This is a genomic window from Hymenobacter wooponensis (genome assembly GCF_004745865.1).
GTDB lineage: Bacteria > Bacteroidota > Bacteroidia > Cytophagales > Hymenobacteraceae > Hymenobacter > Hymenobacter wooponensis.
Genome location: NZ_SRKZ01000004.1, coordinates 582,561 through 603,817 on the forward strand (window position 1 = coordinate 582,561; position 21,257 = coordinate 603,817).

Here is a 21,257-nt window from a genome sequence, read left to right on the forward strand (position 1 = left end):
CCGTTTTGCGTCAGACGCCAGAATCTTATACGCGCTTAGGCTAGTGGCCTAGGCGGTCCAGAGGTCTTGCTGCACACTCTTACCAACCGTTAGCACGATGCGCGTGGGGTTGGGCACCAGCGTGATACGAGCCTCTTTGCCGGGGTACTTCTCTGAGTCGACCCACACGCCTTCTTTGGGGGAAGGCTTACCGCCGGTGCTGGAGGGCAGGTAGGCAGTAGGCAGCAGCACGTCGGTATCGGAGTTCAGATCGTTGTGCACTTTTTCTAGGGCCTCTTCCAGGAAAGGGCCATATTCATCGTTGAAATCGTCTTCCAGGTCGTGCAGTTCCTCCTCTACGTCATCGTAGCGGGCATCGTCATAAGAAAGCTCGTGCAACGCCTGTTTCTTTTCGATGAGCGCAACCAGGGCGCGGTTGAGTTCTTCCTTGTTCATATCCACGGGCAATAGGAATGGTTCGGCGCAAAGGTGCGCAGGTTTCGGGAAAATCCCATGACGGGACCGTTCGTTTACGTGGCCTAGGGAAAGGAGGTGCGTATCCGGGTATTCATGTATTTTTACCCAGCATTATCCTCCACCCCACCCAACCGCGAGTATCCATGGAAACCATGACTTCGCCTGCCGTGCAGGCTCACCCGGCCCACGACTTCTTGCCCCTGAACGGTACCGATTACATCGAGTTCTACGTTGGCAACGCTAAACAGTCGGCGTATTATTACCAGGCTGCCTTTGGCTTTGAGCTAGTGGCCTACTCCGGCCCCGAAACCGGCGTGCGCGACCGGGCCAGCTATGTGCTGCAGCAGAACAAGATTCGCTTCGTGCTGACCACCTCCCTGCTGCCCGATTCCGATATCACGCGTCACGTAGCTGAGCACGGCGACGGAGTGAAGGTAATGGCCCTATGGGTTGACGACGCCCGCAAATCGTACGAAGAAACCACCAAGCGCGGCGCTAAGTCGGCTTTCGAGCCCTATACCATCACCGATGAGCACGGCGAGGTGACCATGGCCGGCATCTACACCTATGGTGAAACCATCCACACGTTTGTGGAGCGCTCCAAGTACAACGGCCCATTCCTGCCGGGCTTCCAGGCCAAAACGAGCTTGGTTCCGCAGGGCGTGCCCGTTGGCCTGCAGTACGTAGACCATTGCGTGGGCAATGTGGGCTGGGGCGAGATGAACCAATGGGTGAAGTTCTACGAGGATGTGATGGGCTTTAAACTGCTCATCACCTTCGACGATGACGACATCAGCACTGAGTACTCGGCCCTCATGAGCAAAGTGGTGTCAAATGGCAACGGCTTCGTGAAGTTCCCCATCAACGAGCCCGCCGAGGGTAAGAAGAAGTCACAGATTGAGGAGTACCTCGACTTCTACCACTCGCCCGGTGTGCAGCACATGGCCCTTATCACCCATGACATTCGCACCACGGTAACGGAGCTGCGCCGCCGCGGTGTAGAATTCCTGACGGTGCCTAGCACGTATTACGATGACCTGCTTGACCGCGTAGGCCACATCGATGAAGATCTGGACAGCATTAAGGAACTGAATCTGCTCGTGGACCGCGACGAGGAGGGTTACTTGCTGCAAATTTTCACCAAGCCGGTAGAAGACCGCCCCACGGTGTTCTACGAAATCATTCAGCGCAAAGGCGCCAAGAGCTTCGGCAAAGGCAACTTCAAGGCGCTGTTCGAAGCCATTGAGCGTGAGCAGGCTTTGCGAGGCAACCTCTAGGCCACCTCTCTGATTTACAGATTTCCACAGCCCCGATACTACAAGGTATCGGGGCTGCTTTGTTTAGCTAGCCTAGTATTCTAGGCTTTCGCCTCCCTCCCTATATAGAGATAATTTAAACTCATCTTTTAGGCATCCAATAAAAACCTCTTTTCTTTACTCCCGTTCTCAGAACCCTATTCTTTCAACGACCTGTTATGGCGCTTACTTCCGAAATCCAGCAAAAGATCAATAACTGGCTGACCGACAGCTACGATGCCACCACGCACGCGGAAATCCGCGAGATGGTAGCCCAAAATCAGGAAGACTTCCTGAACGACGCGTTTTACCGGAATCTGGAATTTGGTACGGGTGGCCTACGCGGTATTATGGGAGCCGGGTCCAACCGCATGAACCGCTATACCCTGGGAATGGCTACGCAAGGCCTCTGCAACTACTTGCTGCAGGAGTTTCCGGGCCAGGAAATTAAAGTGGCCATTGCCCACGACTCACGCAATAACAGCCAAGAGTTTGCCCGCATTGCCGCCGGTATTTTCTCCGCCAATGGCATCACGGTGTACCTCTTTAATGCCCTGCGCCCCACGCCGGAGCTGTCGTTTGCCATTCGCCAGCTGGGCTGCCAGAGCGGCTGCGTAGTAACGGCTTCGCACAATCCCAAGGAGTACAATGGCTTCAAAGTGTACTGGAACGACGGTGCGCAGGTAGTAGCTCCCCACGACAAGAACATCATCGAGAAAGTAAATGCCATTCACTCCGTTGCGGAAGTGAAGTTCCAGGCTGATGAGTCGCGCATTCATCTCATTGGCGAGGATATCGATGCTGCTTACCTAGCCAAGGTGAAGGAGTTGAGCATCAACCCCGCCGCCATTCAGCGCCAGCACGACCTAAAAATCGTGTACACGCCGCTGCACGGCACGGGCATTACGCTGGTACCGAAGGCCCTGGCCCAGCTTGGTTTCACCAACGTGCACGTAGTAGAGGCCCAGGCCACTCCCGACGGCAACTTCCCCACGGTGCAGTCGCCGAACCCCGAGGAGAAGGTAGCCATGCAGATGGCCCTAGACCAAGCCAAAGCGCTGGATGCCGACCTCGTAATTGCCACCGACCCCGACGCTGACCGCGTGGGCATTGCCGTGAAAAACACGCACGGTGAGTGGGTACTGGTGAACGGCAACCAAACGGCGGCCCTGCTGACTCACTACTTGCTGTCGGCTCGCAAAGGCGCCGGCAAAATGACGGACCAGGACTTCATCGTCTATACCATTGTAACCAGCGACGTGCTGGGCGACATTGCTCGCGCCAACGGCGTGACGGCCTACCAGACCCTAACGGGCTTCAAGTACATTGCCGGCATCATCCGTGACTTGGAAGGCCAGAGCAACTACATTGGGGGTGGTGAGGAAAGCTACGGTTACATGATTGGCTCTTTCGTGCGCGATAAGGATGCTATTTCTGCCTGCGTAATGCTGGCCGAGATGGCGGCCGTAGCCAAAGACAATGGCCACACGCTGTACCAGGAAATGGTACACATGTACGTGAAGTACGGCTTCTACAAGGAGCATCTGATTTCGCTGACCAAGAAAGGCCAGCGCGGCGCTGAAGAAATTCAGGAAATGATGCGCGACCTACGCGCCAACCCACCCGCTACCATTGCTGGCCTGCCCGTGGTAGAGTTGCGCGACTATAAAACCGGTAAAATCCGGGATCTGCGCACTGGCCTAGAGTCGGAGACTGGCCTAGAGAGCAGCAACGTGCTGCAATTCATCCTCGAAGATGGCAGCAAAATCTCAGCCCGCCCTAGCGGCACCGAGCCCAAAATCAAGTTCTACTTCAGCGTGCGTCAGCCCCTGGCCTCTGAGGTAGACTTTGACCTCGCTGACCGTTTAGCCGGCGAGAAAATCCAGCGCATCATCGACGATATGCAGTTGAAGTAATCAGCAATTCCTTCTGATATTTGCACAGCCCAGCCACTCAAACAGGCTGGGCTGTTTTATTACCTACTACTCGTATAAGACTGCTACTATCGCAACAGGCGCCTCCCATTCAGAGAAGCCTTCAACTATTTTCTTTTTAGGAGGCCCAAAAATTCTTCTAGCATCTTTCTTCGTAGTGGCTGCAGCGCTCCTGCTATACTCAGGTGTTTTTCACTTAGCAATGGTGGCCCTGATAAACGCAGCGTTCTGCTTTTCAATGAGAAAAGGGATTGAATTAGACCTGGGAAGTCGTCAGTACCGTTTGTTTACATCCCTGTTTGGTTTCAGGGCCGGGGACTGGGAAAAGCTACCTTTAGTACAACACATTACCATGAAGTACTTTTCAGATCTGGTTACTTCGGGCAAAGAGTGCCGCATCCGCACCGACCAGCACAAGCGATACATTGTTATGTTTTCCGTGTCAGGCTCATCTCAGGGAGTGATACTTCAGGATACATTGAGTTACGACACTGCATCAAGTCTGACAAAGTTCTTAGCTGAATCTCTCAATGTGGAAGCTAAGCTATACGACAGCGTGTAACTTGGTTGCTAGAAAAGCTAGCGCATTCTTACTGTTGGTATCGCTGCCAATAGCGGGATATTAGCAGTAAGTATAAGAGCTAAGGACAAGGCCAACAAGCAACATTCCTGCGTTCAGCTCACTGTATTAACAACGATATAGAGTCGTAGCAAAATTTTCTTTTAGAAATCAAACTGTATAGTTCAGTTTTCTTCCAATTTATACTTGCTTAGCAAAAGCTCTATTTAGTTACAATGCGTCTTTATTTCACCGTACTATTGACCTTATTCAATATAGCTGCATTTAGCCAGGGCTTACCAGGGTACATTGTTACGTTGAGAGGTGATACACTTAGAGGCATCGTGCGGGAATCAAGCCAACAGTCTAGTATCAGTCTTTTTATCCCTCATCAGCAAGAAAGAAAGTTTACAGCGGCCGAAGTACGGGGCTACGGATTGTTACACAATGCTTTAGTACAGAGTTATGCAGTAAAACGGGCTTCGGGTCAGCTAACGTACGCATTCGTTCTGCCAGAACAGGAAGGAATTATCAGTGTTTACTCCTTTGCTGATGAGTTTGGGTTGTTACTGAAGCCTACAAAAAACGACACACTGTATGAGCTCACTGCCTCCAACTGGCATCTGATGCTACATCGCTACCTAGGCCAGTGCCAAGCCATGGATTTCACAAGTGCTGACTTTTTAAGTAAGCCTTATACAGATTTCAGAGCTCAGCAATATATAGCTCAGTATAACAAATGCGTAGAACCAAGTTGGCGCCCTACAGCCAACCATCGTTCCGTATGGTGGCCGGGAATAACGGCTTATACTTCTCGATTCAGTGCCAGCCGAGATTCTGAGAATTCTTCTAACCAACTACAGCAGCCAGTTGGTTCTGGCTGGCAAGTAGGCTTAGATTGGACAACCCTGCGGGCGAGCGGTTTGCAAACTTCCCTGGGCGTTAGCTACACATACTTGAGACTTCCTACTTCTGAATATGCAGGCCAGCGCTTCTTCACTACTCCTTTACTAGCTGCTGGTATCAACCTCAGCCAGCGCATTGCCAAACCTAATGGGCTCGGTGCAGTTGTGGGAGGCGGTTTAAGGTTAGGCTACAGTGAAGGAGTTGTAGCAATGGTGTACCAAGCAAAGGTCGGTGGATTGCTTCCTTTCGGTCGACGGCAGGAGGTAGAGCTAGCCGGTACGTTTCAGCGGTTTATGGACGTAAACTGTATTGGTTTGCAGGCCGCTTACACGCTGTTCAAAAAGTAGCAGTCAGATACAGGAAACCTCCTTGTGAACTGAGATCAAGAGTAATTTTGATGTGAATACCACATTAAGTATTTATACACGATATTTTCGATTGGACTATCGAAAATCGTTTGGTTCAATTTACTCTCTATAGTGAAGTCATCCTTACTCCTGTTAGCCTTAGGGCTAACGACCATTCCTGCATTAGCACAGCGCGCGGGAAACGACTATATAGTAACCACTGCCGGCGATACGCTTAGAGGGCGTCTTCAACTGACAGGAAGCAGATTGCAAACTCTCATTTTAAGGCGTACCGGCCAAGCACCCACCACTTTCTCTCCTACAGCAGTAGTGAGTTACGGTGATGAAAATAGTCTATTGGGCCAGAGCAAACTAATAGGTCCACACGCTAGCACTCCTGAGTTTGTTACGCCTTTAGTTCAGGGATATACTAGCCTGTATGTCGGCCAGACTGACAATGGCAAACAGGTGTTTTACATTCAACCAGCTGACTCTACTTACCTCGTAGCGGTGCCTCCACAGTCCAGTCAGCTTACGTATTTGCGTTTGTTACCTGATTGCCCAAGTCTAAAGCTAGAGTATTCGGAGACTTTGCGACGTTACTCCTACAATTCGGGTGGAATGTCGCGCCTAATAATGGATTATAATGCCTGTCGCAAGCCTCAACAGACAAGTCTGCAGTTAAAAAAGTCAGAGGGGTCGCACGTTTCAATTGGCGTTAAAGGAGGTATCAACTCTTCCAGCTTTCGCAACTTTCCCAGTGCTTACACCAAGTCTGCAGCTACTGGCCAGGGTTATCAGGTGGGAGTACTGCTCAATTTGTCCGGCAAGACTCGGTTTTCTACTCAGCTTGAAGCAGTATACATCCATTTGCAAGGCAAGTCCTCTGCCAACCAGGTGTATAATGGTAATGCCTATTATAACACGGATGAGCGTTTATTAATAGACTATGCCCAAATACAAGTACCCCTATTATTTCGCTACACCCTGGGCAACAGCACCTTGCGCCCCTTTGTGAATGCCGGCCCTATCTACGGAATTAATTTTAGCGATAAATCTGCTCTGATGTACCACAATTACGTCGATGGGACCACAACACAAATCCCACCAGCTGATGAAAAGATTTCACTTAAGAGTCAACGGACCAATAGCTTGGGCCTAACAGGTGGCGCCGGATTAATGTTACGCCAGCCTTCCTTACCCACGCTCATGTTGGATTTACGATATGACTACATGATTGATGGCAACACTAACAACACCACTCCTAACCACCAATCTTTGCGCCTAGACCTGAGCGTGCTGTTCTAGGCCACTTTACTCCCGGCGCCTGTCGTCTTTCGTACCTAGGATAAATAAAATCAGGAGCAGAAAGGCAGCAATACCTAGGCTGTACCACGTTACGAGGGGCAGGCCGCGGAAGTAGCGCATCTGACCTGCTGGGTAGTGACCTAGCAGACTCAGGCCGGCAAACAAAATCATGGCCACTGAGATGGCCGCCAGGATGGAGCGGCTCACGAGCTGGTCGGCTTTGCGCAGGAGCAGTTGGTAGCCGCTTAGCTCCACGCGCACCCGCAGGTCGCCGCGAGAGATTTTGCGCATGATCTGGCGCAAGTCGGTGGGCAGGGTTTGCAGCAGGGCCAGCAACTGGGCACCCGTGTACTGCGCCTCGCTTAGTACATTCTCGGGCGAGTACTGCTCCGCAATGATGCGGGCACCATAGGGCCGCACGAAATCGAACGTATTAAAGCTCGGGTGCAAGACTTTACCGATGCCTTCCAAAATCACGAGGGCGCGCAGAATGAGGAATACCGCGCCGGGCACCTGCAGCTTGTAGCGGTAGATGATGCCCTGAAGCGCATCGGCGAGGTCCGACATGCTCATCTCCTTTACATCCAGGCTGGCAAAATCATCGATGAGCTGCGCCAAGTCGCTCTCGAAAGCGCGCATGTCGGGGATTTCGGCGGTAAGGGCTAGGCGACGGAAATTTAGGGCCATGCTACGCGCATCCTGCCGGGCCATGCCGATGAACACACCTGCAAAGGCGTATTTCTGCTGCTTGGTAAGGCGCCCTACCATCCCAAAGTCAATGAGCACAATGGTGCCATCGGGCCGCACCAGCACATTACCGGGGTGCGGATCGGCATGAAAGGCTCCGAACTCAAATATTTGGGTTAGGTAGATGTCCATGCCCGTTTCGGCTACCTTCTCAGGGCTCAGACCCCAGGCCAGCAATTGGGCTTTGTCGGTGATTTTGCACCCGCTCACGTACTCAATCACCAGAATTTTGCTGGTACTGATTTCGCGGTAGGGCCTAGGGATGTAGAAGGTTTCATAGCTCTCGTAGAGCTTACGAAACTGCTCCATGCTGCGGGCCTCGGAGGTGTAATCCAGCTCCTTGGTCATGCTTCGCTCGAAAGCATCTACAATATCCTGAGGGTTGGAGAGGCCCTGCTTGCGCAGGAAAGGGGCCGTTAGGCTCACTAGTTCGCGCAGCAGGCTAAGGTCGGTGCGCACTTTTTCCTGCACATCGGGGCGCTGCACTTTTACTACTACTTCTTCTCCCGTCATCAGCCGGGCGCGGTGCACCTGCCCAATGCTGGCTGAGCCCAGTGTGTCTTCCTCAAACTCCAGAAACACGTCCTGCAGTGGCTGGCCTAGTTCCTGCTCAATAATACGGCGGGCCTGCGCCACCGGGAAAGGTGGCACGTTGCTCTGCAGTTTCTCAAACTCATCAATGAGGGGCTGCGGGAGCAGGTCGGCGCGGTTGCTTAGGGCCTGGGCCAGCTTGATGAAGGTAGGGCCCAACTCTTCGATAATCATACGAATCCGCTGCCAGCGCGTGGTTTCAAACACCGGGTACTGGCCCTCTTGCCACGACTTACGCCGACTTTTAGGCACCAGCCGACGCAGCGCCGTACTGGTAACTACATCCTCAAAGCCGTAGCGAATAAGCACCTCCGCTACCTGCCGGATGCGCGCGAGGTTGGAAATCGTATTTTTAAACATGCCTTGCAAAATCGGAATAAAACCCGGACCTCCCGCCACTTAATCAGACGAGCTACAGTTTCGGCGGCATTAGCTCCTTTTCTGGTACTATTTTGAGCAGTTGGAGGAAATAAAAACCCCGTTTACCAAGCGTAAACGGGGTTTTACTGCAGTGTATTGGTCAGTTACGATAACTGGCTGCCATTGCTAGAGGTATTATCGTTGGGGGAAATAGCCTTTTTAGCCGCTGTTTTATTGGCTTTCTCCTCCTTGCTCTCGCCACCCTTGCTAGCAGCTGATTCTGAGGCTTTAGCAGTGGTATTGCCCGCTTTGGTAGTGGTAGCTTTTACAGCCGCGGCTGTCTTAGCAGCAGTTGTAGTACCCTTCACCGAAGTTGAGCTAACCTTGGCGGCCGCCGGAGAGGTTGAAGGCGACGATGTTTTGGTGCCTCCGCCCTTCACGGTACGCTTCAGCTCCTCCACGTCGGCATTGGTGGCAATACCGGCGCTTTTCATTAGCCGAGAAGCTAAACCCTGGAATTGCTTTTCCATCTCCTGGCGCTTGGTATCAGTATTCTTCCTGAGGTCATCCATAATCCGGGCTCCCTCCTGCTCTGAGAGTTTGCTCTCTTTAACCAGCGTATCGATGGTTTTCTGCACTCGGTCGTTGGTGAGCGAAACCAGACCAACTCCGGCATTGATGAATTTCTTAAACAGGTCTTCCATAAGAAGGGATGGTTAAAAAAGGTGGGAAAAGGATGAGAAACGAAAATGAGAGGCAGGTCTTAAATAGTATGCAAGCCTACTACTTTCAACAAACCTACGAAATGACTACTATATAGTTAAACGCCGGTATTGACTTTTTCTTTCGTGCCATTTTCGTCTAACTCAATAGTTTACCAGCAGTACACCCTACAGGGCCTAGGCCTAGGTTAAGCGGCCACTGCTGGCTGTGCGCCGCCTTTGAATTTCTGATCCTCCCACACCTGGCGTGAGAAAGCAGCCACTTGGTCGAGGGCTTGGCGGGCTTCTGGTACGAAGCGCCAAAACAGGTGCCACCAGTGCACCAGCCCGTGAAATACCTGCAGCGTAATGGGCACGCCAGCGGCCTGCGCTTTGGCCGCAAAGCGCATGACATCATCGCCGAGTACTTCCGAATCAGAAATTTGAATTAATAATGGAGGCAGCCCATGAAGCTCCGCATTTACTGGCGATACCAACGGGTGGGTAAGCGGCTGGTGGTGGGCGTACATAGCACCCCAGTTATTGATTTCCAAGGCTTCGAGCACCTGGCTTTCCTCGTGGGCCACGCGCCGAAGTAAAGGAGCAGGCAGGACTAAATCCGTCCAGGGGGAGAGGCCTACAGCCGCCGCGGGCATAGGAAAGCCGGCTTCACGCAGGGCCAGCAGCAACGCCAAGGCTAGGCCACCGCCAGCTGAGTCGCCGGCTACCAGGATATTCTCAGCCTGGTAGCCTTGCTTCAAGAGCCAGTGATAAGCCAGGAGAGCATCGTCGAGAGCCGCGGGGAAAGGGTATTCGGGAGCTTTGCGGTAGTTGATAGCCAGCGCGTTGAGCTGGCAGCGTTGGGCCAAGGTGCCTACCAAGCTACGGTGGGTATTGAGTGACCCCATCACATAGCCGCCGCCGTGCAAGTATAGCAGCACTCGTTCAGCAGATGCTCCTGCGGGGCGCACCCACTCAGCCGCCATACCCTCTACCTCCACATCGGTAAGAAACACGTTCCAGGGCATCATTTGGCCTAGCGATAGCGCTTCAACTGCTAAGCGCATGGTGGCTAGGCGGGGCCGATACTTAGCTAGCGGGCCGGTAGCCGCCGCCAGGAGTTGTTTGAGGAGGAGATGCTGGGTGGAGGGCATGTAGATCAGTCAGTAAGTATCGAGCGACGCAGAACCGAGCGTGGGCACTACGGCTGGCAAAGTCAGTGCCGCTGCTATTGAGCACTAATGCCCCTGCGGTTCTGGGCTGCTATCGGTTATTTCCCCAGCTTATGGCCGCGGTACCCCCGAATAGCAATGGGAATCCATCCTAGTACGGGAATAAAAAAGGTGAGGGTGAAGGGATTGCGCCAAATCATGCGCCAGTACGCTCCAGGGCTGCGCAGGTCCAAGTCAAAGTCGCGGCGGCCGTTGCGCACGTATTGGCGCTCAAACTCCTGAAACAGGGCCGGCCAGGCCCAGGGCAGGAAAAACGGGAAGAAGCGGCGGTTTTCCTTCATGCGCTGCCACAGTTCTCGCCAGCGGTAGGGCTGCTGCCCGTGCTCCTTCACGGCCACATCCATCTCCTGCTGCATGCGTTGGCGCACCTGCTCCGACAAAGCCTCATAATCGGCCCTATCCAGTTCGTCTACTGGCTTAGTGGTTAGCTCGTAGGGCTTGATGCGGGTGCCCAACACGAAAGTGAGCTTTGCCGGGTAGGCCATATAGAAGAACCAGGGCTGCAACAGCACCATCAGCAGAATGGGCCCCATAGGGATGAAGGGTATCCCAATTTTTTTGCTGAGGCGGTTTACCCAATCCCAACTGTACGTATAGGGATTCAGGTACTCCCCATTGATGGTATAAAACGGAATAATATCAGTATGGTGCTGAATGCCGAGGCGCACGATGCTGGTTGCCAGGCGCTGCAGCTTGTATTTACGGTTGAAGCCCTTGCCAATACCCGGCACGCCCTCGGGGTAGAGCATCAGGTTATGGTCGTTGTAAAACATCATCGTCTCGAAGTTGAGCGTAGTGGCATCCACGCAGCCGCTCTTCTTCCAGAAGTCCTTGACCAAAAATGGGTTCATCAGCACCGACTGCGACAACATGGGTGCCGAGAGTGGCCTAGGCAAATGGCGCAGATCGGGCAGACGGCGCCACATGTGCGAGAGGGCCACAATGGCATCCCAGGGGAAAGCCATGCCTGAGTGGTTGGAGGCAAACAGCAAAGGCCGCACGGGGTTATTGCGCTGCGGAAACTCCTCGAAGCCCACCAGCTTCGACCGAAACCACACCCGATCGAGCAGCTGCAGGATGTTCCGATCCAGCGTTTCTACAAAGTCCTCATCGAAATAATCGGAGTAGATGTGCTGGTTCGCCAGAATGGCGGGGGTCGGCTGGGGCAGCGCGGTGGGCGGAGAAGCCGTGGGCATTGGGCGGGAGAGGTAGTGGGATGCGGAGTTCCTAATGTAGGTAATTTGCGAATGAAGCCGGTAGGTAAAGCCTGCCTCCGCTTATACTTACCTGCCGCTGCTGCCCTAGGTTCCGGTACGGTGCTAGGCCACTCCGGGCAATTAGCAACTTTTTACTGCCAGAACTAGCCGCTGTTTCATGCGCGAGGACGGCCTATATCTGCCGCTGTAGCCGCAGCGCCGTGGTAAACAACGTGCCGGATTGCCGACGCACTACTAGCAACAGCAATCGATTGTTGTAGGAGCGAAAAAGGTTGTTAACCTGGGTCATACTTAGCTGCGCCGTCGGAATCAGGTTGATGGACACCAGCTCATCGTTGGGCTGCAGGCCAGCCAAGGCTGCCGGCGAATCAGGCTGAATTTTCCCGATTACGTAGCGACGCAGCTCGGGCCCGGCCGCCACCAGATCGAAGCCGCTCATGTCGTGCTCGAATGGCTGCCGAAAGGTACTATTGGGACGTAAGAGCAAGCGGTTGTGGGTGTAGTCGATAATCACCACAAACCGCTTCAGCAGCTCAAAACCCAGGTTACCGTTGCGGAAAACATCGGCCCGTTGGGCCACATCAGCGGCGTCGGGGAAAGAGGTGAGCAACGAAGGCACCCGGTAGCGCCCTAAGCGCAAGGCGGTTACGCGGCCTAGGTAACCATTGATGTACCCATTAAGGCCGCGGCCCAACTGGGTGCGCAGGTGCTGAGCGGGAAGCTTCAGGCGCTTGTCAGAAGTAGTTTCCAGCGAGAGGGCGTGGCCCGCGCCCGTATCGAGCACCAGCTTAAGGGGGAGCGTCAGGGAGTCGTTGAGCGTAACTGGCAGGGTAACGTAGGTTTTGTTGCCCTCCATATCAAGCGGAATGTGCGCCCACCGCCGACTACGCGGCGTCCGGTAGGTGTCGGGATGGTGAAATACTACCTCCTGCTCTTGAGGCCGAATTTCTACCACGAAGCTGCGAAATATATCGGCCCCCAGCAGACCGTGAATAGGCATGCCCACGTACCCGGATAGATTAAGAATGTCGCTTGAGAGCATTAGTAGCGACAGGGAGGGGCATTGAATTCCTTTTAACTCTACCTGCACGCTATCTACCATGTAGGCCTCTAGCGGCTCCTCCTCGCCTGCCCCGGAAATAAGAAAGCGCTGCTTGGGGTTCAGGCGCAATTGCTGGCGGAGGCTAGCATCCGTAATTAGAGAGGTATTAATGCCCGTGTCAAGCAGGAAATTGAAGGGCCCTTGTCCGTTTAGGCGGAGCGGAATAACCACCAGGTTCCGCTGCATAAAGACCGGAATTCTAACCTTACTCTCCTGCGCCGTGGTAAAGTAGAATGGGCCAGGCTGGGCTTTTGCCGGCCGCAACGTGGCCGCATAGAAACAGCAAACCAGCAGGAAGGGCAAGCGCAGACATCCCGCTCGTATGCGGCTCCAGAGCAGCCCTATAAATACGTAGCGTAATGGCATAGGGAAGGATGTGCAAGCTGGGTAAGTTACTCAAAAAAAGCACCTACAGCCACTGAATCCCATCTCTATTTTCAATCCAACTAACCGAGAATTTTCGGCTTTAGCGTACTACTAGGCCAGGGCCAAGCTGCCTATTGTTCGTCAGTAGCTAGTGGCTCCCAGGTGCCCTGAGGCGCGTAGTGCAGCTGCCCCGCCTCAATATGTAACGGCGCTTCTACATTGTTGTGGTATAGCTGCCCCGTTCCTAGGCCTTGCGGAAAGCCCGCTTGGGCATATGAACCAGCAAACTGGCTAATGGCATTCAGCCCAACGTTGGATTCCAGAGCGGAAGTAAGCCAGGAAGCAATACCGCGCTGCTCAGCCGCCGCTTGCCAATCAAGAGTGGCGCGTAGGCCACCTACTAGGGTGGGCTTTAAAATAATGTAAGCGGGCCTAGTTTGCTCCAGTAAAGCCTCCTGCTCCTGTGGGTCGGTAACGCTAATCAGCTCCTCATCCAAGGCTACTGGCACCGGAGACTGTTGGCATACTTCCCGGAGTGCTTCCCGCTGCCCCGCCCGTATGGGCTGCTCAATAGAATGCAGAGAAAACTCGGCCAGGCGCTCTAGCTTGCCCAGCGCTTCTTCAGGGGCAAAGGCCCCATTGGCATCTACGCGCAGCGTTAGGCGCTCAGGGCCAGCCACAGCCCTAATTTCGCGCAGCAACTGCAGCTCCGTTTCAAAATCCAGGCTGCCAATTTTAAGCTTAAGACAGGAATAGCCTTCCTGCAGCTTCTTCTCAATTTGCTGCCGCATGAAAGCGGCATCGCCCATCCATACGAGGCCATTGATGGGAATACCAGCTTCTCCGCGGCTGAAGGCATTGTCATACAGGCAGCGCCGGCCGCCATGTAGCAGGTCCAGCGTTGCGGCCTCCAGGGCGAAGCGCAAGGAGGGCCACTCTAGGCCTATCAAAGCTGCCGCCTCCTCGGGCAGCAGGTCGCGCAACTGGCGGCGGTTAAACTCCCGGCAAAAGCCCTCCAGAGTGGCTTCAAAATCTGGTCGATGATCGGGGCTGAGGCCGGCAAGCGGGGCGGCTTCGCCTAGGCCTACTACTTCCGGTCGAGTGCTGTCGTGCAGGTGCAGGTAGTGGGCCACATGCTCTGTGAGGGCGCCCCGCGATGTGCGGGCCGGAAAGTTGAAACGTAGTACACGGCGGGAAGTACTCAGTTGCAGCATGCAGGTAGACTTGAGGTGGGAAGGCGGGAGGATTACAAGCGTTGACGGCTCCAATTGTTTCTCCGGGGCAAGACCTTGCTATACGCTCCCAGGCGTCGGATAGATGAGAAGCGCCTAAACGAAACACAGCCCCTACACTTAGTGTAGGGGCTGTGTTTTGGCGGCAGCTATGTAGCAAGTTATGCGTATAGCTACCTATTATAGCTTGGCGGTTTAGCTTGCGGCAGTATCTTGGGTGCTCCGTCCGCGGCTAGCCTGCCCACCTTTGCGGCCGGCTGCGCGTGCTTCTTCGGAGGTAAAACGGTGCCCACGGCCACTCTGATGCGACGCCCGGCCACCTTCGCTGGCAATGCGGCGCTGCTGGGCAGGGTCCATGGCGGCAAAGCCGCGGGCCCGCTTAGCCGGAGGAGTTTCAGAATTGGATTTTGTGGAGCGCGGTGAACCAGTTGTAGGAGAGTTGTTCATCATAGCGGTGACAGTATGTGGAAAGGAAAAGTGGTTACGGGCCGATCTAACAAGCCTTTAGGCTCGCTAGTACTGCATCAAGATGATGGTAATACTGTACAAAACCGCGGCCTTATTGTAAAATACCGCTTTGTACTGATCAGCTTGTCGGTAGTAATACCTAGCCTTACTTAGTCATACCGTTCAGTTGCGTATAACCCGCTATACTCCCGGTTTCGTAACCAGATGGTTGAGTTTATAGTTACTTGCGTACGTCTACTCCCCTGCCTTATGTCTACTCATCCTCACCCGGTTGCAGCTCCTGTCTCTACCGAACCTACATCCCTGGCCTCGCGCTTCCAAGCAATTCGTCATCAGTCAGTTGAGCTGTGCCGCCCCCTACTCCCCGAGGATACGGTAGTGCAGCCCGTGATTGACGTAAGCCCCCCTAAGTGGCATTTGGCGCATACTACGTGGTTTTGGGAGACCTTTCTACTGCGGGAGTATATGCCCGGCTACCAGGTCTTTCATCCTGACTATGCCTTTCTGTTCAACTCCTACTATAACTCGCTGGGCTCACGGGTAAACCGCGCCGACCGGGGTACGCTCTCTAGGCCACCACTCAACGATATATATACGTACCGTACTTATGTGGATGAGCACATGGAGCAATTGCTGGCGCTGCAGGATACACTGCCGCCTGCCTTTGCGGAAGTGCTGGAGCTAGGCCTGCAGCATGAGCAGCAACACCAGGAGCTGTTAGCTACCGATATCAAGTACATATTGAGTACTAGTCCGCTGGCGCCGGCCTACCAAGCGGCTCCCACCTCCCGGTCAGTAGATGCGGCGCCACCTGCCGCCTGGCTACCGGTGCCGGGTGGGGTGCACCAGGTAGGGTTTGAGGGCGAAGGCTTTTGTTTTGATAATGAGCTTGGCCGGCATAGCGTATATGTAGCCGACTTTGAGCTGCAAAATCGGTTGGTTACCAATGCCGAGTTTCTGGAATTTATAGAGGCTGGCGGCTACCAGGATTTCCGCTACTGGCTGGGAGAAGGCTGGGACCTAGTGCAGAGCCAGCACTGGACGGCCCCCTTGTACTGGGTGAAGCTGGACACAGGGTGGCACCGTTTTACGCACCACGGCCTGGTACCCGTAGAAATGGCAGCTCCCGTCACGCACGTCAGCTTTTATGAGGCAGATGCGTATGCCCAGTGGTGCGGCCTACGCCTACCCACGGAGCAGGAGTGGGAAATTGCGGCCCGGCACTTTGGCGCTACAGCCGCAGGCGGTACGTTCCTAGAAAGTGGCCTGCTCGATCCGCAGCCCATCGCCCCAGATGCTTCCCCTGAACAGTGCCACCAGCTTCTCGGCGACGCCTGGGAGTGGACTTACTCGCCCTACCACGCTTACCCCGGCTACCACCGCGCAGCGGGCGCCTTAGGCGAATACAACGGCAAGTTCATGGTGAACCAGTTAGTGTTGCGGGGCGGCTCCTGCGCCACGCCCGAAAGCCATATCCGCATCACCTATCGTAACTTCTTCCACGCCGATAAGCGCTGGCAGTTCACGGGTATCCGGCTGGCCCGCTAGGCCTCCCTAACTGCTCTTTGCCTTTCTTCCGGGTATTAAGGCTGTCTCTCACCGGCCCCACACCTCTTTCCCAACACCTCATGGCCTTGTTTAGGCCAGTCTCCTATGAGCTCTCTCCTCGTGAAGTCGCCCACTACCGCTACTACCGCGCCCCCTACACCATCGCCCACGCTGGCCGAGCATGTGCGGGAAGGTTTACGCAAAACGTTTAAAACCCTCTCGTCGATGTACTTCTACGACGACGAGGGCAGCCGGCTGTTTCAGGAGATTATGGCGCTGCCAGAGTACTACCCTACCCGTACCGAGTACGGCCTCCTGCTGGAACACGCAGCGGCTATTTGCGACGCCCTGCGCCCCGCCACGGGCGAGCCATTCTACCTGCTGGAGTTGGGGGCCGGCGACGGACTGAAAACCAAGATTTTGCTGCGCCATCTATTGGATACGGGTGCGCACTTCACCTACGTGCCAGTGGATATTTCCACAGCCGCGCTGGATGGCTTGTCGGCTACGCTGCAGGCTGAGCTACCTGGCCTAGCGGTGGAGCCTGTAGTGGCCGATTACGCCGATGCACTGACGCTGATGGCTTCTCGCCCAGGCCGCAAAGCGGTGCTATTTCTGGGCTCTAACATCGGCAACTTCCTCCCCAACGAGCGGCAGGCGTTTCTGCGGCGGCTGCGGCAGCCCCTTACTTCGGATGACCGTTTGCTGATTGGGTTCGATTTGCAAAAAGATCCGCGCCGGATTCGGGCCGCCTACGACGATACCCAAGGCATAACGGCAGAGTTCAATCTGAACCTGCTGCGCCGCCTCAACCGGGAGCTGGCGGCCGACTTCGACCTCGCCAGCTGGCAGCACTACACCGATTACGACCCTCTGACCGGGGCAGTGCGCTCCTTCCTGGTCAGCACCAAAGCGCAAACGGTACACCTGGCCGCCATCTCCGAAACGGTGGAGTTTGCGGCCTGGGAAATGATTCACACAGAAAACTCCTACAAATTTACCCGCTCCTTAATTGACGCGCTAGCCGCTGATGCGGGCTTTACCATGCAGGGATTCTTTACCGACGCTCAAGACTTTTTCTCAGACGTTATTCTAATGCCCCGAGCTTAACAGCCAGGCTAACACTGCTTTGAAATGGCCGCTAGGCCACTCTCCAGCCCTAACTACTCACGCCATGTTCAGCGGGAAGTTGGGGCTGTTTGCTTGGTTAGTGAAGTACCATCTGATATACAGAAGCCTTATAGTGTCTTAGCAATTACTACCAGAAAACACGTCGCGCTGCTAACAGGGCTAGTGCTACCTTGCGCATCTGCTGTACTTCTTCTGACTTTTTTACCTCAGTCTTATGCTGGAAATGATTAGTCTGGCTTCCGGCTACGGAAATTTTACGGTACCTGCCGCCGCTAGCGAAGCAGCCGTACGCATCATTGGCGCAGGCCCGCTTCCCGTGAGCGAGGCAGCGGGCTTACCGGCTCTGCGGGAAGCGTTGGCCCAACGCTACACTCGCCCGGTAGCAGCTAACCAGGTGGTAGTCACACCGGGGGCAAAGTCAGCGCTATTTGCGTTGTTTAAAACGCTTCTGCGCCCTGATGAGGAAGTACTCTTGCCGCTACCCAACTGGTTTGGCTTTGAGGGACTGATTGAGCGCGCTGGCGGACAAGTACGCCATTTGCCTCTCTCCCCCGCCGATGACTACGCCCTGACACCAACTACCCTGGCGGCAGCCATCACTCCTAACACCCGCATCCTGCTCCTCTCTAACCCCAACAACCCCACGGGCCGGGTATACAGCCGTCGGGAGATGGAGGCGCTACTGGAAGTTACGCGCCGTTTTCCTGAGCTCTATGTGGTGTCGGATGAAATCTACCACCTCATCACGTTTGGGGCCAAGCCCGTGCCTTCTCTGCTGGACTTTGAAGACCCGCACCAGCGGCATGTGGTAGTCAATGGGTTCTCAAAGTCGCTGGCCCTGATTGGCTGGGGCGTGGGGTATCTGGTAGCTCCGCCAGCGGTAGCGGGTGCCTGCGCCGCCTGGCAGTTTGCCACCAGCGTGGCCGTACCGGCTCCCAACCAGCACGCTGCCTTGGCCGCAACGCAAGGTGCTGCCGCTATTGCCAATAAGTTGCTCACTCAACTGCAGCCCACTCGTGAGCTTTTGCTAGCCGAACTGGCCCATCTGCCGCAGGTGCCACCCGTACGGCCCGAAGGCACCTACTATGCCTTCCCTGATTTCCGGGCTTATCTCAACTCCAACTTACCAGCTGCTGAGGCAGCGGCTGAGCTAGTGACAAGTTTCCAGGAGGCCGGAGTACAGGTGGTAGATGGTAGCAGCTGCGGGGCTCCCGGCTTCGTGCGCCTCTCCTACGCCGTTCCGGAGAATGCCCTACGTGAAGCAATGGCCCGAATAGCTCAGGTACTGCAGAAGCGTCAGGCAGCAGTGGCCTAGCAGGGAGTATGGGGGTTTGCTGCCGCTGCTTCAAGGTCAATTCATAAACTCCACTAGGCACGGGTTATTCTTGCGCACGAAGAGTCTTGTCACGGCAGCACAAGGGACTAAGTCTGTCCAGCTGGCCTGATATCCCCCTCGCTGTACTCACGCTGACGTGCTAGTGTGGTAGGCGGGCAAGATGGGTTGGTAGTCCACCGAACGCCATTTGATTCAGGCTACGCTAGGCCAGTTATTTACCCGTTACATTTTCAATCGGGCGCCAGTTGCGCGGTATAGGAGTGGTACCTTTGCGGCACTTTTGTTGAACTTGCCATGCTCCTACCTACCCTTCGCCCCCATCTTCGCCCCACTCTTACGTTAGCTTATCCCGTGATGCTCAGCCAGCTGGGCCACGTGCTGGTTAACGTATGCGACAGTATGGTGGTGGGCCAGACCGGCAAAGTAGAGCTGGCGGCGGTATCGTTGAGCGTGAGCGTGTGCACCGTGGTGATGGTATTTGGAATGGGCCTGGCCATGGGTATCACGCCGCTGGTGGCCGCCGCCGATGGTCGCCGCGACATGGCTACGCTGGGGCGCTTGCTGGTAAATGGGGTGTGGCTCTGTACGGCGGCAGGCGCGCTGCTGGGTGGCCTAGGCCTGTTGCTGCCGCCCCTTCTGCCGCTCCTGCACCAAGAGCCCGACGTAGCCGCCCTCGCCGCCCCCTGGATTCGCGTGATTTTCCTGTCCTTGCTGCCTCTCATGGTTTTCCAGGGCTTCAAGCAGTTCGCTGAGGGCCTGGGCCTCACCCGCCAAGCCATGCTCCTCTCCGTGCAGGCCAACCTTCTCAATGCGTTCCTCTGCTACGCCCTGGTATTCGGGAAATTTGGCTTCCCTAACCTCGGCATGATGGGTGCGGCCTGGGCCACGCTGATTGCCCGCACGCTGATGGCCGCGCTAATGGCCGCCTACGTACTGCTGGCGGCTCGCTTGCAGCCCTACCGCGAAGCGGCGGCCCTCAACCTGCTCCCCGATGCTACCAGTTTGCGTCGCCTTATCGGTTTCGGCTCACCCATTGGCGTGCAGATGATGTTTGAAATGGGCGCCTTTAGCTTCTCCGCCATCATGATTGGGTGGTTGGGGGCTACTGAACTAGCGGCCCACCAAATTGCCATTAATGTGGCTTCAGTAACTTACATGGCAGCCAGCGGTATTGCGGCGGCGGCAACTATTCGGGTAGGCAATCTGCGGGGCAGCGGCAATGCCAAGGGTGCCCGGCACGCTGGCTACGCGGCTTACCTTATCACGTTTCTCTTCATGAGCCTAATGGGCCTGCTGCTGATAGTGGGCCGGCAGTATATCCCGCAGTATTACAATAATGACCCCGCCGTAATAGCCCAGGCGGCCGGGCTGCTACTTATTGCGGCAGCCTTCCAGATTTCTGATGGCCTACAAGTGGTGGGGTTAGGCGCCTTGCGGGGCTTAGAGGATGTAAAGGTGCCCTCGGTGGTGGCACTACTGGCCTACTGGGCCGCCGCGCTGCCGCTTGGCTACGTGCTGGGGTTCCCGCTAGGGCTGGGTGCTACGGGCGTATGGCTAGGCCTGCTCACGGGCCTGACGCTGGTGGCCGGGTTGTTGCTCTTGCGCTTCCACCACCGCAGCCGCACGCTGGCCACGGCACATCTGAACGAAGTAGTATCCAGCGTGCGTTAGCCTTCTACATTTGCTACTAAGCCAGAAAAGTCCTGTTTACCTTATGCTTCTCTTACGGAAGCTGAGGATACCAGGCTACTACTGGCCCGCAGCAAGTTGCTTTGCTTATTCGCTTTCCTGACTTCTATTTGTCGCCGATGCTGTCGACCTTTTCGCTTCCCCTGTACCTGCTAAGTGCTCTAGGCCACTGGTTCCAGGGCCCGCCCGCCCCCGCCACTGCGGCGGCTCCTGCTACCATTGAATGGCGCGCCGACCGCCGCCTAACCTGGGAAGACTTCAAAGCCCGCCCGAACACTGACCGGCTGGCGGCCCTCACCTCTTCTACTATCGATGCCAAAGTCGGCTGCGTCGATTATCAGTTCTCGGCGCAAGTGCGGGCTATCTTCGTCCCTGCGGAGTCGTGGGTACGCAACCCGGCCACGGCAAGCCCTAACCTGCTGCGCCATGAGCAGCTGCACTTTGATCTTACGGAGCTACACACCCGCAAGCTACGCCAGAAGCTGAGCCTTGTGAAGCTGGACTGCCTGCACCTGCAGCCGGCCTTCAACAACATCACCAAGTTGGCCTTTCTGGAGTGGCAGCGCGAAGAAGCCAAGTACGATGCCGACACCAACCACGGCCTAAACGAACCGCGCCAGAAAGCCTGGGAAGAGCAAGTGCAACAGAAGCTTCAGCAGTATGAAGCCTTCGCACTGAAATAGGCGAAGTGGGGAAGTTGCGAATGGTTCGAGTGGTAGAACAGGCTTGTAT

At 55.3% G+C, this 21,257-nt stretch carries 18 protein-coding genes; 10 read left to right on the forward strand and 8 right to left on the reverse strand.

Annotated features, from left to right (window positions below; genetic code table 11):
- Positions 1–48: 48 nt before the first annotated feature.
- A complete protein-coding gene (locus EU557_RS16055; RefSeq protein ID WP_135531473.1) occupies positions 49–435 on the reverse strand; it encodes a hypothetical protein in 387 nt (128 codons plus the stop codon).
- Between the two features lie 164 nt (positions 436–599).
- Here EU557_RS16055 and hppD point away from each other — a divergent pair, with 164 nt between their 5' ends.
- The 5 genes from hppD (at position 600) to EU557_RS16080 (ending at position 6,805) form a co-directional block, all read left to right on the forward strand.
- Positions 600–1,733 (forward strand): 4-hydroxyphenylpyruvate dioxygenase, encoded by a 1,134-nt coding sequence (gene hppD / locus EU557_RS16060; RefSeq protein WP_210116067.1) that lies wholly within the window; start codon positions 600–602, stop codon positions 1,731–1,733.
- A 197-nt stretch (positions 1,734–1,930) separates the two neighbouring features.
- Positions 1,931–3,667: a phospho-sugar mutase gene (locus tag EU557_RS16065; RefSeq protein WP_135531474.1), complete on the forward strand. Its 1,737-nt coding sequence runs from the start codon at positions 1,931–1,933 to the stop codon at positions 3,665–3,667.
- A 175-nt stretch (positions 3,668–3,842) separates the two neighbouring features.
- Positions 3,843–4,247, forward strand: coding sequence for a hypothetical protein (locus EU557_RS16070; protein WP_135531475.1), 405 nt, complete (start codon positions 3,843–3,845; stop codon positions 4,245–4,247).
- A gap of 233 nt (positions 4,248–4,480) precedes the next feature.
- The gene (locus tag EU557_RS16075; RefSeq protein ID WP_135531476.1) at positions 4,481–5,497 is read left to right on the forward strand and encodes a hypothetical protein; all 1,017 of its coding nucleotides are present in this window, start codon (positions 4,481–4,483) and stop codon (positions 5,495–5,497) included.
- Between the two features lie 132 nt (positions 5,498–5,629).
- Entirely contained in the window at positions 5,630–6,805 is a 1,176-nt protein-coding gene (locus EU557_RS16080) for a porin family protein (protein ID WP_135531477.1), read from the forward strand.
- A 6-nt stretch (positions 6,806–6,811) separates the two neighbouring features.
- Here the strand turns inward: EU557_RS16080 and EU557_RS16085 are convergent, their stop codons facing one another.
- The 7 genes from EU557_RS16085 to EU557_RS16115 all read right to left on the reverse strand — a co-directional run bounded on the left by EU557_RS16085 (position 6,812) and on the right by EU557_RS16115 (position 14,803).
- Positions 6,812–8,503 (reverse strand): ABC1 kinase family protein, encoded by a 1,692-nt coding sequence (locus tag EU557_RS16085; RefSeq protein WP_135531478.1) that lies wholly within the window; start codon positions 8,501–8,503, stop codon positions 6,812–6,814.
- Between the two features lie 164 nt (positions 8,504–8,667).
- Positions 8,668–9,207 (reverse strand): phasin family protein, encoded by a 540-nt coding sequence (locus EU557_RS16090; RefSeq protein ID WP_135531479.1) that lies wholly within the window; start codon positions 9,205–9,207, stop codon positions 8,668–8,670.
- A gap of 206 nt (positions 9,208–9,413) precedes the next feature.
- Positions 9,414–10,358 (reverse strand): alpha/beta hydrolase, encoded by a 945-nt coding sequence (locus EU557_RS16095; protein WP_135531480.1) that lies wholly within the window; start codon positions 10,356–10,358, stop codon positions 9,414–9,416.
- Between the two features lie 116 nt (positions 10,359–10,474).
- A complete protein-coding gene (locus EU557_RS16100) occupies positions 10,475–11,632 on the reverse strand; it encodes a lysophospholipid acyltransferase family protein (RefSeq protein ID WP_245326292.1) in 1,158 nt (385 codons plus the stop codon).
- A 193-nt stretch (positions 11,633–11,825) separates the two neighbouring features.
- A complete protein-coding gene (locus EU557_RS16105; RefSeq protein WP_135531481.1) occupies positions 11,826–13,121 on the reverse strand; it encodes an aspartyl protease family protein in 1,296 nt (431 codons plus the stop codon).
- Between the two features lie 131 nt (positions 13,122–13,252).
- Positions 13,253–14,335, reverse strand: coding sequence for an o-succinylbenzoate synthase (locus EU557_RS16110; protein ID WP_135531482.1), 1,083 nt, complete (start codon positions 14,333–14,335; stop codon positions 13,253–13,255).
- 213 nt (positions 14,336–14,548) lie between these two features.
- Complete coding sequence (locus tag EU557_RS16115) at positions 14,549–14,803, reverse strand: KGG domain-containing protein (protein ID WP_210116068.1); 255 nt, start codon at positions 14,801–14,803, stop codon at positions 14,549–14,551.
- Between the two features lie 267 nt (positions 14,804–15,070).
- Between EU557_RS16115 and egtB the strand changes: the two genes are divergently transcribed.
- The 5 genes from egtB to EU557_RS16140 all read left to right on the forward strand — a co-directional run bounded on the left by egtB (position 15,071) and on the right by EU557_RS16140 (position 21,208).
- Positions 15,071–16,369: an ergothioneine biosynthesis protein EgtB gene (gene egtB / locus EU557_RS16120; protein ID WP_135531483.1), complete on the forward strand. Its 1,299-nt coding sequence runs from the start codon at positions 15,071–15,073 to the stop codon at positions 16,367–16,369.
- A gap of 105 nt (positions 16,370–16,474) precedes the next feature.
- The gene (gene egtD, locus EU557_RS16125) at positions 16,475–17,479 is read left to right on the forward strand and encodes an L-histidine N(alpha)-methyltransferase (RefSeq protein WP_135531484.1); all 1,005 of its coding nucleotides are present in this window, start codon (positions 16,475–16,477) and stop codon (positions 17,477–17,479) included.
- Between the two features lie 235 nt (positions 17,480–17,714).
- Entirely contained in the window at positions 17,715–18,815 is a 1,101-nt protein-coding gene (locus EU557_RS16130; RefSeq protein ID WP_135531485.1) for a pyridoxal phosphate-dependent aminotransferase, read from the forward strand.
- A 315-nt stretch (positions 18,816–19,130) separates the two neighbouring features.
- Positions 19,131–20,507, forward strand: coding sequence for an MATE family efflux transporter (locus tag EU557_RS16135; protein WP_135531486.1), 1,377 nt, complete (start codon positions 19,131–19,133; stop codon positions 20,505–20,507).
- 137 nt (positions 20,508–20,644) lie between these two features.
- Positions 20,645–21,208: a DUF922 domain-containing protein gene (locus tag EU557_RS16140; RefSeq protein ID WP_135531487.1), complete on the forward strand. Its 564-nt coding sequence runs from the start codon at positions 20,645–20,647 to the stop codon at positions 21,206–21,208.
- Positions 21,209–21,257: the final 49 nt, after the last annotated feature.

Coding starts and splice junctions, on each gene's coding strand:
- EU557_RS16055 (WP_135531473.1), bottom strand. CDS start 435: ATGAACAAGGAAGAACTCAACCGCGCCCTGGTTGCGCTCATCGAAAAG.
- hppD (WP_210116067.1), top strand. CDS start 600: ATGGAAACCATGACTTCGCCTGCCGTGCAGGCTCACCCGGCCCACGAC.
- EU557_RS16065 (WP_135531474.1), top strand. CDS start 1,931: ATGGCGCTTACTTCCGAAATCCAGCAAAAGATCAATAACTGGCTGACC.
- EU557_RS16075 (WP_135531476.1), top strand. CDS start 4,481: ATGCGTCTTTATTTCACCGTACTATTGACCTTATTCAATATAGCTGCA.
- EU557_RS16085 (WP_135531478.1), bottom strand. CDS start 8,503: ATGTTTAAAAATACGATTTCCAACCTCGCGCGCATCCGGCAGGTAGCG.
- EU557_RS16090 (WP_135531479.1), bottom strand. CDS start 9,207: ATGGAAGACCTGTTTAAGAAATTCATCAATGCCGGAGTTGGTCTGGTT.
- EU557_RS16095 (WP_135531480.1), bottom strand. CDS start 10,358: ATGCCCTCCACCCAGCATCTCCTCCTCAAACAACTCCTGGCGGCGGCT.
- EU557_RS16100 (WP_245326292.1), bottom strand. CDS start 11,632: ATGCCCACGGCTTCTCCGCCCACCGCGCTGCCCCAGCCGACCCCCGCC.
- EU557_RS16105 (WP_135531481.1), bottom strand. CDS start 13,121: ATGCCATTACGCTACGTATTTATAGGGCTGCTCTGGAGCCGCATACGA.
- EU557_RS16110 (WP_135531482.1), bottom strand. CDS start 14,335: ATGCTGCAACTGAGTACTTCCCGCCGTGTACTACGTTTCAACTTTCCG.
- EU557_RS16115 (WP_210116068.1), bottom strand. CDS start 14,803: ATGATGAACAACTCTCCTACAACTGGTTCACCGCGCTCCACAAAATCC.
- egtB (WP_135531483.1), top strand. CDS start 15,071: ATGTCTACTCATCCTCACCCGGTTGCAGCTCCTGTCTCTACCGAACCT.
- egtD (WP_135531484.1), top strand. CDS start 16,475: ATGAGCTCTCTCCTCGTGAAGTCGCCCACTACCGCTACTACCGCGCCC.
- EU557_RS16130 (WP_135531485.1), top strand. CDS start 17,715: ATGCTGGAAATGATTAGTCTGGCTTCCGGCTACGGAAATTTTACGGTA.
- EU557_RS16135 (WP_135531486.1), top strand. CDS start 19,131: ATGCTCCTACCTACCCTTCGCCCCCATCTTCGCCCCACTCTTACGTTA.
- EU557_RS16140 (WP_135531487.1), top strand. CDS start 20,645: ATGCTGTCGACCTTTTCGCTTCCCCTGTACCTGCTAAGTGCTCTAGGC.